Genomic DNA, 14,988 nt, shown 5'->3' with positions numbered 1-14,988 from the left:
TATTTTACTGATTATTTATGAATTAAAATATTTATCTAACTACAAGAACCTTTTTAATAATAACCTCTCCATCGGAAACATAAACATCATAGATTCCATTACTTAAATTGACATCTATTGATTTTTTACAATCTCCGTAACATTTAAAGGAGAAATTTTTCTTAAATACGACTTTTGTTGTATTAAACTTACATATTTTTAAAGTGGCGTTAATTTTAGATAAATATGGAGAATAACTATATATCGTTATTTTAGAGTTATTGCATAAAACATTGTATATAACTGGTTTATGATATATAACCCTATAAATCTTTAAATCATCTGATTTAAATACAAGTTTTAAATCCTTAGAAGAGACATTTTCGTAATAGAGATGATAAAGAAAGGATTCATTAAATTTGACATTTTTATTCATATTAAATGACTGTAGCCAATACCACATCAACAAAGTCCTCTTATCAACAGCAACATAATTTGCTCTCAACTTTTTTAATCTCTCAATGCCAGTTGAATAGTTAGCACAGAACACATAAGCATCTTTATATGGATTACTACCAAAATTCGTTTGTGTATCTGTAAAAACAGTTTTTTCAGATATTGCGATAAACCAATTTGCTTGATCCCAGAATGTAAATATTGTCTTTCCATCCTTATTTTTCATCCACAAACTTGCTTTATACCAATCTTTTGAGATATATGGGGTGATTTTACTTACTTGATTTTCTGAACTAATTATAGGAACAGATATCAATATCAAAAATATAAATATACTAAATATAGTTTTTAATTTTAAGAATAATGTAGAATAATTTTTAAAATTTATTATTCTTTTTATAAGATTTTCTAAAAACTCTGAAAAAATCAATCCAATTGGAATTATATACCCTAAAGAGCTTACAAATATAAACCTAATTCCTTTGAGAAATAACATAATAGAAGAAACTAATAATGCAAATGCTAATAAATACTCAAATGTTATTGAATTTTTTATTAGATCCTTGATAAATTTAAAGATAAATACTAAAATCAAAAATATATAGACACTAAAACCTAATAACAAATCCCAATAACTGAAATAACTTTCTGTTACAATAATTCCTGGACCTTTACTGATCTTGCCAGTAAGTATTAAAGAAATTATCTTAGAAACTAAATCTATATCCAACATTCTTAAACCTACAATTAAAATAAGCCAAAACAATAGGAAAATCCCCAAATAAACATTTACATTTTTAATTTTTATATATTTTAAGTATATTATCTCAAATAAACAAATTCCAAGTAATATTAAAAATACTAATAAATGGTTTAGATAGTGATAAAAAAATATAATTTTCCAAATACCCACAAAGATAGACGAAAATATCATATAAATTATGAATCCTTTAATAAAACTATCTTTTTTGTAATAAATAACATAAACAAAATGAATAATTCCAATTATTACAGGAATATAGACCCATCCATTCCATACAAGGGAGCATAATACTGTAAAAACCGAGGAATAAAATATATATTTTAAATTTAACGAATTTAAATATCTTAAAAAATAATATACTGAAAACATTCCAAAGAATATCATCCAAAACTCTCCTCTATAATATCCAGCAAGACCACTTTTAACAATAATTGGAGATACTGCAAAAACAAAAGCCATAGTTATTCCCAAATATTTATTTTTTAATTCTTTTCCAATTAAATAAATTGGTATTACTGTTAAAGAACCAATAATTGAGGGAATAATCTGAACAAATCTTAACAATTTTATAGAATAAACTTTAGAAACCAGCCAATACAAAATTGCTGGAATCCAATAAAGGCCAGGAGGGTTTGGAGATATTCCATAAAAGGGATGATTCGATAAATTATTAAATGGAATATAATAGCCATTATTTACAATAAACTTAATCATTGCATAGTGATACCAGGGATCAGCAAGTAATAATAAATCATATTTAGCTGTTTGAATTCTAAGGAGAAATGCTACAATTACAATAAACAAAAGTAAAAGTTTAATTTTTACATTTTTTGAAATGATGTTTTTAAATCCATTAATATATTTCATGTTTATCATCCTCATTTTCTTTTATGTCTCTAACATATTCATAAAGTGCTCTTAATACTCCAACAACTAACAAAAAGTATGCATACTCTGCTATTTTATTTGCCAAATATTCGTTATTCTTTATTAAACATATTGCTGAAACTAACAAACAAAATATAGCTCCTAAAATAAAAATTCCTGATGGCTCTAAATCTTTTAATATTGATACATTAACAACTTTTTTAATTTTATTCCAATTTAATGCCAAATATACTAAAATAAATGATAAAATTGAAAGTAATACAGCAATATTTCCTATATTTCTAAAATAAATTATAGTAATCCACAGTGATGTTGTAGAGATAAATATTTTTGTAAATAATTTTGGAGATCTCCTAATTGAAGGTAGTAATAATAATATAGGAAGAGCAAATAACAATATAGCCTTTTGAAAATATTGAATATTATTGATTGCAAGTAAAATTAATACCAATATAAATGTAGAGAGGCAATAATAATTTAGAAAATTTTCCAACTTTTTAAAAGTATTAGTTAATAATAAGATATGTAATATTGAAGGTATAAAAATTAAAATTAATAGATATTTATAAACTCCTCCAACATCATTTATAATTGATACCCCAAGTATACCAAATAGAAATAAAACACATATTCTCAAAATTTTTATAAATTTCATAAATAATCACCTCTTTAATTTAGATTAAAAATAAATATCCGAAAGATATTTATATTTTAATAAAATTAAAAATATAATGAAATATATTTGTATATTTCGTTTATAAGGAGGTGAAGGAAATTGAAATCTAAAATTTCTATATTAATGTCGATGCTCATAGTATTTAGTGTAATTCCTCTTACATTTGCTACATCAGATGAAAATGTAGCTATAATAGTATCAACACCAGCAGATGCTGTTGTTGCAGCACCATATGCAAAGGCTATGGGTTATAAACTAATATATACTCCAACAGATGAGTTGTCAGATGAAGCTAAAAAAGAATTAGAAATCTATAATATTAAAAAAGTAATAATTGTCGGAGGTCCTGTTGCTGTTAGTAATAAAGTAGAGAATGAAATATCAAAATTAAATATTAAAACAGAAAGAGTTTGGGGAGAAACAAGAGTTGAAACTTCAATAAAACTGTTTGAAAGATGGGTTAAAGAAGATCCTAATGTTGCGAAAAATCTAGTAATTGCAGAAGGATTTAATGAAAAAATATATCCAGTTGCTGTAAGTTTTGATGCACCTGTATTATACTATGCTCCAAATAAAGAAAAAGAAGTAGTTGATGCATTAAAATCAGCAAATGTAAAAATTGATGACGCAGTAATTATTGGAACATCAGTTCCAAAAGTAATAGTAAATGACGTTTCAAAAATGAGTAAAACATTACTTGTTGATGTAGACAAAAATTCAGAAAATGTTATTAAATCATCAATTAGTATAGTCAAAAGATTAAATCCTGACATTATAAAAAAACCAGTTGCAATTGTAGTATTTGAAAACTCTAAAAATCCAATAATAAATGCAATACTTGAATTCACAAAAGGATATGTTGGAATTATAATACCTATTACAACAACAAATGAAAATATAGTTTCTGATATTGTAAGTAAAGTAATTTCAATTAATGTTAATATAATAGTATTAGGAGAATCTCCAACATTAATAAATAAAATAGTCAATGTTATTATTAAAATAGCAAAATCAGAAGAAGCAAAAGTATCTATATCAACAGCAACGGAAATGACATATAGTGTGTCTGGGGGTAGTTCTGGAGGTGGTTATTACATACCACCAACATCTACAACAACTACACAGACAACAACTGTAACATTAATAAATACATCATCATTAAACACAACAAATGAAAGTAATATAACAACAATTGTAAATATTACATTATATAATGCAACAATTAATGGAAGTAAAATAACATTAAATACAAGTGAAGGTATAATAACAGCAAATGTAAGTTACAATCCAGGAAACAAAACAGAAATAGCAAATGAGATTATAAAAAATGTAGGTAATGAAACAGTAAATATAGGTAGTAATGTAGTAAATGTAACAGAAATGGCTAACAACAACACTGTATATCCAGTAAATGCAACACTTAGCGGAGAAAATATAGAAGGATGGCTAATTGGTCTATGGAATAGTATTACTCAACTGTTTATTGGTATAATTCATGCAATCCTTGGAGAAAGTTCAGAATTAAATGAAGTAGTATATGGAAACTTGGCTGGAAACTACGGTAATATTGCAGGAAACTTAGCTGGTAATTATGTTGGAAACTTAGCAGGAAACTTAGCACCAGTAAATAGCCATTAAACTACTTTTTTATTTTTCTAATAAAAATAAAAAATAGTTTTATTCTAAATAAATTGCTGGCTTGTATGGAATTGCTACTCTCTTTTTGTTACCTTTATCTTCTCCATTGATAATAACTTCATCTACATTAAACTCTCTTTTTATAAATTCTTTGGCATTTTTTAGGATTTCTACTTCATTAATAATATCAGCATTAACTTTTAACAGTTGATTAACCAACTTTGGAATTTCTTTACCATACTTTCTGAACTTTGGATTTTTCATAATAATTGGCATTAATTCTTTAATTGTCTTTCCTTCATTTTCTTTAATTATTTTTAAGACATCATATTTCCATTCATCAGCAGTATATAGATAAATTCTTTTTGGTTGGACTTTTGTAACATTTATTATCTCCTTTATGTCATCAATTACTGATTTTAAATATTCCTCTCCTTTTTCTATACTGTCATCTATAAACTCCTCTTTAACTTCTGGCAATTTAGATAAAGAAACAAATCCTTCTTTTCCTAACATTTCCCACATTTCTTCACATAGATGTGGAGTAAATGGAGCCATTAATTTTATTATAACTTCTAAGAACTCCCTCAATACATTTATATTATTTCCTCCCCTTCTTCTATACCATTTTAAGTCATCTAACAGTTGATAGAGTAATATTCCCGCTTTTCTAAGTTCAAAGTTCTCCATATATTCATCGTATAACTTAACAGATCTATATAATCTACTTAATAACCATCTGTCAATGTAATTATATTCACATCCTTCTTCATCCTTTCTTTCAGCAATGTCTTTTGCAAATAAATACAATCTTTCTAAAACTTTTTTAGTATTTTCCAATTCTTTAAATTTAATATCAGCATCTTGTGGTAATTCAGCACAGGTTGTTATATAAAACCTTCCAACATCTGCCCCATACTTTTCAGCCACTTCTATCATTGGAACTAATGGCCCCTTTGACTTAGACAACTTTTGTCCTTCAATTGTAACATACCCATTGACTACAATGCCTCTTGGCCAATACTCTTCTGGAAAGATTGCTACATGATTAAATATATAAAATGTTAAATGATTAGGAATTAAATCCTTAGCAGAACATCTCCAATCAACTGGGTAATAATAAATAAACTCTTTCCTCATACCTTCAATAATATCCTTTGGAATTCCTGTATCTTTGGAAATTTTCTCAATATCTCCTTTACCTAAAAATACATAGTCAAACAACTCTAAGGTTAGTTGTTCTGGTTTTATGTTATATTCATTTATATATTTTGCAATTGTATAGTATGCAGGATATATAGTTGAATCTGACAAAGATTCAATAACCCAACCTTCCTCAAATGGAAACTTAGTTCCTAATCCTCTTCTTCTTACACATGCCTTATCTTTCATCCAGTCAATTTTTTCGTGGAATACTTGTCTTAAATGTTCAGGGATAAACTTCATTTTATCTACACATTTGTGAGCTAATTCCTTCCATTTTTTATCAGAGTATTTTATAAACCATTGTCCTTTAACCATCTTCACTATACAAGGAGTTCCACATCTACATATAACTTTTTCTTCACTAAATTCATACATAACCTCAGCAAGACCTTTATCTATTAAATCCTTTGTTAATTTATCTTTAATTTCTCTAACTGGAATGCCTTTATAATCTAAACAATTTTCATTTAAAACTCCCTTGTGGAACTCATCTTTATAAATTTTTTTAGTAGCCTCCTCTAACTTATCAACATCTTCTTGGCTTTTAATACCCATTTTTTCTACAATTTCCTTTGCAGGATACTTTCCATATCCGGGAACATCAATTAATGGTATTAAATCTATTTCATCAACTAATCCTAAATCTCTTAATGCTATATAATCATAAGGTGCATGTGCTGGAACACTCATAACGCAACCAGTTCCAATATTAGTTTTTACGAATTTAGCAGGTAGTATAGGAACTTCCTTACCAGTTACTGGATTTATAACCTTTTTGTTAATAAGTTGCTCTCCTTTAAACTCCTCAAGAATCTCTATTCTTCTATTTTGATGTTTTAATTTCTCAGCACATTCTTTTGACATTATCCAAATTCCATTATCAATTAATTCAACTCCCTCCTCTTTTTCTATCTCTAAATAAACTTTTGCCTTTACATATGTAGCAGAAGGATTAACCCAAACATTTGTAACTCCAAAAACAGTTTCTGGTCTTAAAGTAGCCATAGGCATTATGTAGCCATCCTCTGTTCTAAATTTAATTAATATATACTCTACCAAAGTGGCATTTTCTCCAACTAATATGTCGTGATCTTCAACAGGGTTATCACATCTTGGACAGTATCTAACAGGATGAGAACCTTTAACAATTAAACCTTTTTCTTTTAATTTGTGAAATTGCCATTCAATAAACTTATTGAAAACTTCATCATCCGTCTTAAAGTTTCTTCTCCAATCTAAACTGAATCCCATTCTTTTAAATGCTTCAGTTGCCTTTTTTGAGAAGTATTCAACAATTTTCTCTGGTGTTGTTAATTGTAAAAGTTCTTCTTCAGGAATTCCGTGTAAATTTGTATATGCCCAAATTGTTTTTTCATCTCTATTTTTTATTAACTCAGCCAAACCTAATATTGGAGTTCCAGTTACATGATAACCAAAAGTCCATAAAACATTTCTATTTTTCATTCTTTGGAATCTTGCAACAACTTCAGGAATTGTAAATGTTCTTAAATGCCCAGCGTGTAATACACCATTTAAGTAGGGAAATGCCGCAGTTATAAAGAACTTCTCCCTATCATCAGGATCTGCCTCAAAAATCTTTGCCTCTTCCCATTTTTTTTGCCATTTTTTTTCTATTTCTTTAAAGTCAATCATATCAATCACATCCTTTTATTCTGTTAGATTTAATTTTTTTATACAGTTTATAAGAGTTTCTATCAATTTATTTCCAGATTCTATAACCTCCTTAGACATAGGACAAAAATCTATAATCTTAGGCTGGATTCCTATAATTATTACATCAAAATTTACAAAATTCTTTAAATATTTAATTATAAATGATATAGGTAATGTGTGAGTTGATAAACTGTAATTTATTATTTCATCTTCTTTTATAATTTTAACTTTGCCAGGAGGTTCATTCATCAAAGCACAGTCAATAATTATGAGATGAGTAGGCTTTACCTCTTTCAAAATATCAGTATAAAAATCAGGGACAGTTCCAGCATTTATTAAATATAGATTTTTTATTTTTAAAATTTCATTATTTAAATTATTATTTTCAATAAAGTAATTCATTAATTTTTTGATCACATATACTCCTATACCATCGTCCCCTTTTAATCCATTTCCTAAACCCATAATTACTAATTTTTTACAACCTTTTAAAAGTTCTAATAAATTGTTCATAATAATCTCCTTAATTACATTAGTTTTTTCTTAATAATAAACCCAATTATTAAGGCAATTATTGGAGCCACAACCCACCAAAAAATAATTTTTTTAAATACACTCCACTTTATTGTTTTTATTCCTTTGGTTAATCCAACCCCTAAAATACCTCCAACTATTGCATGAGTTGTTGAAACAGGCATTCCCAATGCAGTAAATATAATTACAGCCAAACCTCCAGATAGTTGGGCTATAAATGCAGATGTTACACTCAAATTGGTAATCATAGCAAATGTTTCTGAAATTTTGTTTCCATATAAATAAGCTCCTAAGCACAAAAAAACTGCTCCAATAAGATAAATTGTTTGAGATGTCGTAAAAGTTCCTAAAATTGTTGGTAAATCGTTACTTCCCAAGTTAAATGCTACAATTCCAGCACTTAGCAATAATAAAGTTCTAATTATAGATAATTTTTTAAAAATTGGAATTTTTATTTTTTCATAAGTTAAATAAAATACATAGGCGATAATTATAGCAATAATTGGAGAAAAAATCCAACTCAATAGAATTTCAAAAAACACTTTTAAATTTGAAGAACTAAAATTTAAGCCAATTAATGAGCATACTATAATAGTGTGTAATGAAATAGGCACTTTTTTGTATGTTGATATTGTCATAACTAAGGATGATATTAATAAAGAAATTAAAGCATTTGAGGAAATACTATTTACAGTATTACCAACATTTTTAGCAAAAATAGATCCAATTATAACGCTAACACTAAACAAAATTAATAAACCTTTATAAGATGCCGCTTTTGAAGCATATGCTGTGCCAATAGCATTTCCAACATTGTTAGCACCTAAGATAAACAATAAGTAAAAACTTACAATTAAATTTAAAATTTGAGAATTTATAATATCACCTTATTTAATATGGAAATACATTATCTGTAATTCATCTGCAACATCCTCTATGTAGTCGCTAATATCCACTATGTTATCAATAAAATCACATAGTATCTTCCCATCCCAAAAAGATCTGATTTCTAAATTAATTAAATATTTGTAAATTTTATTTTGATAGATGTCGTCAATAAATTTCTCTTTATCTTTAATTTCTTTAATTATTGTATCCAAGTCTCCTCCATTTTCAATAACATCTAAAATCCTTTCTAAGTGTTTAAACATTTCAACAGTAATTATTAGAACGAGGTTTATTTCCTCTTTTAAATAACTATCTAATTTATATTTTAATAACTCATAAAGCATAGATGCATGCTTTAAACTGTCTAAGGTTTCATCCAATAGTTCTGCAGATCTTGATAATTCTCCTTTCATATTTGGTAAAAATGCATTTTCTAAATTTATTCTTATATTTTTGGTTATTTCATCCCCTTTTTCTTCTATTTTTATAATTTCTTTTAATAGTTTTTCATCCTTAGAGTGCATATACTCCTTCAAAAGATTAATACTATTCAAAGCCATTTTAATAAGTAGTCTCATATTGTTTATTACATTTTTTTCTTTATCTCTTTTAAATAAAAAAATAGACATAACAATCACGCAATAAAATAATTATTCATTTTTATTTTTAGTTGCTATCTCTACTTTATCTTCGTCAATGACAACTACAGCACATGCTACTGGATGCTCAAACTCTTTGTAGTTTAAAATATACTCTGCTATCTCTTCAGCAGTATTTCCTTTAATCTCTATAACTTGATTTTCATCTATTTTGCAGGAGTTATATACTCCTAAATAATAACCCTTTCCTTCTTTTAATTCAACCTTTTTAACTCTAATTTCTTCATGAGTCACATATCCCATATAACATTCATTTTTATCTAATATTGCCGCTATCCTTGGAGTTTTGTAATCATCTTTCTCATAGTCCATAACAGATAATACATAAGTTAAAGCATCTCTTTTACCAAAATGTAATTTCTCACATATAAAATCAGTATGGGAACCATTAGTGACTACAACAGTATTATTAACTACTTTTATGCAGTTATAGGTTATATAAGGATTTTTAAAAATTTCATTTAAGTCCTTTGGAATTATTGCCACTGTATTATCGTTTATTTTTTTAGCCACCCTATTTGGAAAACTTCTACTTGAAACTCTATAAGCGGCAAAGGGTTTCCTATCCTTTGTTTTACCAACCACTAAAAACCTTCCTATATACATTTTTAAACCTCCTTATATTATTGGATTATTAATTTTTATTTTAAAGTTAAATTTAAATATTTCACTCTATCACTATTGCATCAATCGGACAGTATTTTACACATATACCACAATTTACACATTTATCTTTATTCACAATCGCCTCTCCATATGTTTTTATAGCCTTTTTTGGACAAAATACAACACAGTTTCCACATCCAACACATTTATTTAATATTTCCATTCTAATCCCAAAGATATATTATTCAATTGGAATTATTTTAACTTTAATATTATCATCAATATTTAATTTCATAATTGACTTTATAGGACACCTTGGAACTGTTGGAGAGCCGGGATTTAGTAATAAAATATCTCCACAGTCATCTATAAATGGTGTATGTGTATGTCCTGAGATTAATATATCTACCCCCATCTCCTTACCTAATAATCTTAATTTTAGTTTATCTCCTCTTGGATAAATAACATCTCCATGAATAACCCCTATTTTAAACTTATTTATATTTAAAATTTGTTGTTTTGGAAGATTAAGATAATCCATATTTCCTCTAACAGCAATAACTTCTGCTAAATCACTCAATAAATCTAAAACTTCTTTATCTGTAACATCTCCACAGTGTATAATTAAATCAACATTAGAAAATTCATCAAAAACAGTTTTTGGCAATTCATATGCTCTATCGTAAATATGAGTGTCAGAGATTATACCAATAAGCATTATTTTCCCTCATATTTAAGTTTCTATTAATTAGAATATTCAGAAAATAAAATTTAAGATATATAAAAAATAGTGGTGTGCATGGCTTCCCTGGGGTGGGTATGCCTTCCAGCCCCCTCCTACCCACAGGCCTCTTCTCAACCCCGTTTACCCCGTGAGCGCCGACGTCCTGCCTACCGTTGCTCCCTTCCGGGCCTGGCGGGGTTCGGCAGGTAAAGGGGGTTACACCTTCCTTACAGAAGGTGCTCCCCCACCGCCGAGCCCCACGGGACGAGGCATCATCGAGAGACCTGTGGAGAGAGGACTGGAAGGCATACCGCCCCCAGGTTTTCGGCCCCCGCATGAGGACGATTTCGGGTTACAGGGGACGCCCAACCCCCCGGCCTAGCCATGCACACCAACTTTATATTATAGTATATACGGGTTTATATAGTTTGTGGTTATTTTGTAGATTTAAAATTAATTTTTAATAAATTATATTAAACATTATATACTATGTAAAAATTGGAATTAAATAGTTAAGTATAAAGTAAGTGATACTATGCCAAAGATGGTTTTACTACCAAAAATGACGATGGCTTTGGGTGGATATATTAGAGAAACTACTTTTCCTTATGATGATGAAGATATAAAGCCATTTCCATATAGAAATGTTATTGTAGGAAATCCAACAGATGAACCTATAAAAATAGAAGTTCCAGCCTATGATGAATGTTGGATTGAGAGGCATAGAAAGTTAGGATTAATTGTAGTTCCTGTTACAGAAGATGATGATTTTGTGGGTTTATTCAAATTAGTTAAAGAGAAAGTAAAAAATCCAAATAATACTAAAAGGGAATAAAATGATAAAGGGCATATTATTTGATTTAGACGATACTCTATATAACTCTTCAGAGTTCGTAAAAATTGCCAGGAGAGAGGCTGTTAAGTCAATGATAGATGCTGGCTTAAATGTTAGTTTTGAAGAAGCAATGGATATATTAAACAAAATTATTGAAGATAAGGGTTCAAACTATGGAAAGCACTTTGACGATTTAGTTAAGTCAATATTAGGAAGATATGACCCAAAAATAATAACTACTGGAATTATAACTTACCACAATGTTAAAGTGGCATTATTAAGACCATATCCTCATGCAATAAAAACCTTAATAGAGCTTAAATCTATGGGTTTGAAGTTAGGGGTTATAACAGATGGACTAACAATAAAGCAGTGGGAAAAACTTATTAGATTAGGAATTCACATGTTTTTTGATGATGTCGTTACATCAGAAGAATTTGGCTTAGGAAAACCTCACTTAGAGTTTTTTAAATATGGTTTAAATAGAATGGGTTTAAAGCCCGAAGAAACTATATATGTTGGAGATAGGGTTGATAAAGATATAAAACCAGCAAAAGAGTTAGGGATGATAACAGTTAGAATATTAAAAGGAAAATATAAGAATATGAAAGATAATTATAGTGATTATAAAATAAATTCAATTCAAGAACTTATAGATATTGTTAAAAAATTAAAATATCAAAAGGGATAACAATGTTTAAGGAGTTTAAATCTTTATTATCGTTTTTTACACGATTTCCTATCTATGTTGAAGATTTTGATTTTGACAGAGTTGCAAGTTACTTTTATTTAATAGTTTTTATTGGATATATTTTTGGAATTTTTAGTTTGTTAATTGGCTACATTTTTAATTTTTTCTTACCTAATCTTTTAACGGCTATTTTAATTTTGTTTTTTGTAGAATATTTAAATGGATTCCATCACTTAGATGGCTTAATTGATTTTGGAGACGGATATATGGCTGTTGGAGATAAAAAAAAGAAGTTAATGGCTATGAAAGATAGATATATAGGATGTGGAGGTGTAGTTTTTGCAATATTTATCAATTTGATTGCAATATTTTCTATATCTTACATTTTAGAGATAAATATATTATACTTACTTGTTGTAGAGGTTTGTGCAAAATTGGGAATGCTTAGTTGTTCAACTTTTGGAAATCCATTAATTGAAGGTACTGGAAGATACTTCGTTAAAAAAAGTGATGAAAAATTTTTAACAGTTGGGATTATTTTATCATTACCATTAATAATTCTATTTGATGGTATTTATAGAAAAGTTGTTATAATTGCTATAATATCCTCAATAATTACTGGTCTGTGTATGGCTAAAATTGCTAAAAATCATTTTGGTGGAGTAAATGGAGATATATTAGGAGCATCAAATGAAATAACAAGGGTAGTTGTATTATTGACAATAATAGCTTCAATCAAAGTCTATTTATTATTGCTCTCTCATTTTATTCAATAAATAATAAAAATTATATAAATTATATAAATGTTATAAAAACTAATTATTGTTAAAAATTGGGAAATTATGAGGTGGTTTTAATGGTTAATGTTTTAATAAACGGTTATGGGTCAATTGGTAAAAGAGTGGCAGATGCTGTTTCAATCCAAGATGATATGAAGGTTGTAGGAGTTACTAAAACCAAACCTGATTTTGAAGCAAGGTTGGCTGTTGAGAAAGGTTATAAATTATTTGTAGCAATTCCAGATAAAGAGAGAGTTAAATTATTTGAAGATGCTGGAATCCCTGTAGAAGGAACAATATTAGATATTATAGAAGATGTTGATATTGTCGTTGATGGTGCCCCAAAAAAGATAGGAAAGCAGAATTTAGAAAATATTTACAAGCCACACAAAGTTAAGGCTATACTACAAGGAGGAGAAAAGGCTAAGGATGTTGAAGATAATTTTAACGCTCTTTGGAGTTATGACAGATGTTATGGAAAAGATTATGTAAGGGTTGTCTCTTGTAACACAACTGGTTTATGTAGAATATTATATGCTATAAATTCAGTTGCAGACATTAAAAAGGCGAGAGTAGTATTAGTTAGAAGAGCGGCAGATCCAAATGATGATAAAAGAGGACCAATTAATGCCATAGTTCCTAATCCTGTAACTGTCCCTTCCCATCATGGTCCTGATGTAGTTTCAGTAGTTCCTGAATTTGAGGGGAAGATAGTAACATCAGCAGTTATTGTTCCTACAACTTTGATGCATCAGCATACATTGATGGTTGAAGTTGAAAACAATGTTAGTAGAGATGATATTTTAGAATCTATTGAGAAAACTCCAAGAATTATAACTGTTAAATATGAAGATGGATTTACATCAACCGCACAAATAATAGAATATGGAAGAGATTTAGGTAGATTGAGATATGATATAAATGAATTAGTTGTTTGGGAAGAAAGTGTTAATGTTGTAGATAATGAGATATTTTTAATGCAAGCAGTTCATCAAGAGAGTATAGTTATTCCAGAGAATATTGACTGTATAAGATCTATGCTTCAATTAGAAGAAGATAAATTTAAATCAATTGAAAAAACTAATAAGGCTATGGGAATCAAATAAAATTAATTTTTTTATTTTTAAAATGTTAATTGTATATTTTGAATATTTGAATTAATAAAACTACAAAAAATTTTAATATTAATAAAATAAATTTTAATTTGGATTATAATGAATATTTTTCATATTTTTAACCAAAAATTTTATATATAATAATACTAATTTAGGATATAATATTAAAAGGTGGTACTATGGATGACATTGATAAGAAGGCTATAAATTTATTAATTAACGCCACCTTAATGAGTGAAAATGAAATAGAAAAAACTTTAAAAATACTAAGGAACTTAGCAAGGGTCAAAAAAAGAAAAGAAAAAAGATTAAAGTCAATAAGAGAAGTATTAGATTATTGGGCTTGTCAAGCTTATAAATACTCTATGAGAGCTTAATTTTTATATCCATACTTTTCCATAAGTCTTTTTAGACTTCTCTTAAAAATACCTTTTGCAGCATTTTCTCCAATTATTCTTTTAAGTTCTTCCATAATCTTTTCTACAAGTGATTGAGCAGCTATTAACTTTATTGGTTTTACTTCTACATTTTCAACTTCATTTTTTAATTCATTATAAAAGATAGGTAATAATTCTAATGCTGCATCTAACTCTTTCTGATTGTTTTCCAATTTCATTGAATATGCACTTTGTACTAACAATTCAGGATTTAATGCTTTTATTAACCCTTTTATACCTGAGGTTTCAACAATTGATGCCATTGTTTGTAAAGTCATAAATACCTGCTTTTCAATCATTTTTTTAGGAGCTTTAATAACTCTTGTACCTATACTATAATAATCTAAAATACCAGCCAATGCAATAGCAGTAACCAACACACCCATATCAGCGACTACTGGAACTACATCTGCAGGAGCTACATAAGGTTTTTTATTAAC

Annotated in this window: 16 protein-coding genes and 1 other RNA gene; 6 read left to right on the top strand and 11 right to left on the bottom strand. The window is 27.9% G+C overall.

The features are described from left to right. Positions 1-31: 31 nt before the first annotated feature. Both HZY31_RS05965 and HZY31_RS05960 read right to left on the bottom strand, forming a co-directional pair. The gene (locus tag HZY31_RS05965) at positions 32-2,065 is read right to left on the bottom strand and encodes an STT3 domain-containing protein (protein ID WP_297318512.1); all 2,034 of its coding nucleotides are present in this window, start codon (positions 2,063-2,065) and stop codon (positions 32-34) included. Continuing rightward, entirely contained in the window at positions 2,052-2,741 is a 690-nt protein-coding gene (locus HZY31_RS05960) for a hypothetical protein (RefSeq protein ID WP_297318511.1), read from the bottom strand. Before HZY31_RS05960 ends, HZY31_RS05965 begins: the two co-directional genes overlap by 14 nt. Before the next feature lie 120 nt (positions 2,742-2,861). Between HZY31_RS05960 and HZY31_RS05955 the strand changes: the two genes are divergently transcribed. Further along, entirely contained in the window at positions 2,862-4,400 is a 1,539-nt protein-coding gene (locus tag HZY31_RS05955) for a cell wall-binding repeat-containing protein (protein ID WP_297318510.1), read from the top strand. A 39-nt stretch (positions 4,401-4,439) separates the two neighbouring features. On the opposite strand, the gene leuS is transcribed toward HZY31_RS05955, so the two are convergent. From leuS to ffs, 8 genes are all read right to left on the bottom strand, one after another. After that, the gene (gene leuS, locus HZY31_RS05950; protein WP_297318509.1) at positions 4,440-7,259 is read right to left on the bottom strand and encodes a leucine--tRNA ligase; all 2,820 of its coding nucleotides are present in this window, start codon (positions 7,257-7,259) and stop codon (positions 4,440-4,442) included. A 15-nt stretch (positions 7,260-7,274) separates the two neighbouring features. Next, positions 7,275-7,793 (bottom strand): hydrogenase maturation peptidase HycI, encoded by a 519-nt coding sequence (gene hycI, locus HZY31_RS05945; RefSeq protein WP_297318508.1) that lies wholly within the window; start codon positions 7,791-7,793, stop codon positions 7,275-7,277. Positions 7,794-7,807: 14 nt separating this feature from the next. Then, the gene (locus HZY31_RS05940) at positions 7,808-8,650 is read right to left on the bottom strand and encodes an inorganic phosphate transporter (protein ID WP_297318507.1); all 843 of its coding nucleotides are present in this window, start codon (positions 8,648-8,650) and stop codon (positions 7,808-7,810) included. Between the two features lie 51 nt (positions 8,651-8,701). Next, on the bottom strand, positions 8,702-9,331 hold the full coding sequence (locus HZY31_RS05935) for a TIGR00153 family protein (protein WP_297318506.1): 630 nt from the start codon (positions 9,329-9,331) through the stop codon (positions 8,702-8,704). 21 nt (positions 9,332-9,352) lie between these two features. After that, a complete protein-coding gene (purO, locus tag HZY31_RS05930; RefSeq protein ID WP_297318505.1) occupies positions 9,353-9,967 on the bottom strand; it encodes an IMP cyclohydrolase in 615 nt (204 codons plus the stop codon). Between the two features lie 61 nt (positions 9,968-10,028). Next, on the bottom strand, positions 10,029-10,190 hold the full coding sequence (locus HZY31_RS05925) for a 4Fe-4S binding protein (RefSeq protein ID WP_297318504.1): 162 nt from the start codon (positions 10,188-10,190) through the stop codon (positions 10,029-10,031). Positions 10,191-10,208: 18 nt separating this feature from the next. Further along, positions 10,209-10,685 carry a metallophosphoesterase gene (locus HZY31_RS05920; RefSeq protein WP_297318503.1) on the bottom strand — a complete coding sequence of 159 codons (477 nt, stop codon included), beginning with the start codon at positions 10,683-10,685 and terminating at the stop codon, positions 10,209-10,211. Between the two features lie 78 nt (positions 10,686-10,763). Beyond that, positions 10,764-11,080, bottom strand: an RNA gene (gene ffs / locus HZY31_RS05915) — signal recognition particle sRNA. 146 nt (positions 11,081-11,226) lie between these two features. Here ffs and HZY31_RS05910 point away from each other — a divergent pair. From HZY31_RS05910 to HZY31_RS05890, 5 genes are all read left to right on the top strand, one after another. After that, entirely contained in the window at positions 11,227-11,526 is a 300-nt protein-coding gene (locus HZY31_RS05910) for an energy-converting hydrogenase B subunit P (RefSeq protein WP_297318502.1), read from the top strand. 1 nt (position 11,527) lies between these two features. Beyond that, complete coding sequence (locus HZY31_RS05905; RefSeq protein ID WP_297318501.1) at positions 11,528-12,217, top strand: TIGR02253 family HAD-type hydrolase; 690 nt, start codon at positions 11,528-11,530, stop codon at positions 12,215-12,217. Positions 12,218-12,219: 2 nt separating this feature from the next. Beyond that, the gene (cobS, locus tag HZY31_RS05900; RefSeq protein WP_297318500.1) at positions 12,220-12,993 is read left to right on the top strand and encodes an adenosylcobinamide-GDP ribazoletransferase; all 774 of its coding nucleotides are present in this window, start codon (positions 12,220-12,222) and stop codon (positions 12,991-12,993) included. Between the two features lie 80 nt (positions 12,994-13,073). After that, positions 13,074-14,102 (top strand): type II glyceraldehyde-3-phosphate dehydrogenase, encoded by a 1,029-nt coding sequence (locus tag HZY31_RS05895; RefSeq protein WP_297318499.1) that lies wholly within the window; start codon positions 13,074-13,076, stop codon positions 14,100-14,102. A 188-nt stretch (positions 14,103-14,290) separates the two neighbouring features. Continuing rightward, entirely contained in the window at positions 14,291-14,488 is a 198-nt protein-coding gene (locus HZY31_RS05890; protein ID WP_297318498.1) for a hypothetical protein, read from the top strand. On the opposite strand, the gene HZY31_RS05885 is transcribed toward HZY31_RS05890, so the two are convergent. Further along, the coding region (locus tag HZY31_RS05885; protein WP_297318497.1) for a 5,10-methenyltetrahydromethanopterin hydrogenase family protein at positions 14,485-14,988 on the bottom strand (504 nt) is incomplete at its 5' end. The two genes, HZY31_RS05890 and HZY31_RS05885, sit on opposite strands and share 4 nt — an antisense overlap.

The organism is Methanocaldococcus sp. (assembly GCF_024490875.1).
GTDB lineage: Archaea > AGJL01 > Methanococci > Methanococcales > Methanocaldococcaceae > Methanocaldococcus.
This window is presented reverse-complemented; position numbering and strand designations above follow the sequence as displayed.

Coding starts and splice junctions, on each gene's coding strand:
- HZY31_RS05935 (WP_297318506.1), bottom strand. CDS start 9,331: ATGTCTATTTTTTTATTTAAAAGAGATAAAGAAAAAAATGTAATAAAC.
- leuS (WP_297318509.1), bottom strand. CDS start 7,259: ATGATTGACTTTAAAGAAATAGAAAAAAAATGGCAAAAAAAATGGGAA.
- HZY31_RS05960 (WP_297318511.1), bottom strand. CDS start 2,741: ATGAAATTTATAAAAATTTTGAGAATATGTGTTTTATTTCTATTTGGT.
- HZY31_RS05925 (WP_297318504.1), bottom strand. CDS start 10,190: ATGGAAATATTAAATAAATGTGTTGGATGTGGAAACTGTGTTGTATTT.
- purO (WP_297318505.1), bottom strand. CDS start 9,967: ATGTATATAGGAAGGTTTTTAGTGGTTGGTAAAACAAAGGATAGGAAA.
- HZY31_RS05910 (WP_297318502.1), top strand. CDS start 11,227: ATGCCAAAGATGGTTTTACTACCAAAAATGACGATGGCTTTGGGTGGA.
- HZY31_RS05895 (WP_297318499.1), top strand. CDS start 13,074: ATGGTTAATGTTTTAATAAACGGTTATGGGTCAATTGGTAAAAGAGTG.
- hycI (WP_297318508.1), bottom strand. CDS start 7,793: ATGAACAATTTATTAGAACTTTTAAAAGGTTGTAAAAAATTAGTAATT.
- HZY31_RS05905 (WP_297318501.1), top strand. CDS start 11,528: ATGATAAAGGGCATATTATTTGATTTAGACGATACTCTATATAACTCT.
- cobS (WP_297318500.1), top strand. CDS start 12,220: ATGTTTAAGGAGTTTAAATCTTTATTATCGTTTTTTACACGATTTCCT.
- HZY31_RS05920 (WP_297318503.1), bottom strand. CDS start 10,685: ATGCTTATTGGTATAATCTCTGACACTCATATTTACGATAGAGCATAT.
- HZY31_RS05965 (WP_297318512.1), bottom strand. CDS start 2,065: ATGAAATATATTAATGGATTTAAAAACATCATTTCAAAAAATGTAAAA.
- HZY31_RS05890 (WP_297318498.1), top strand. CDS start 14,291: ATGGATGACATTGATAAGAAGGCTATAAATTTATTAATTAACGCCACC.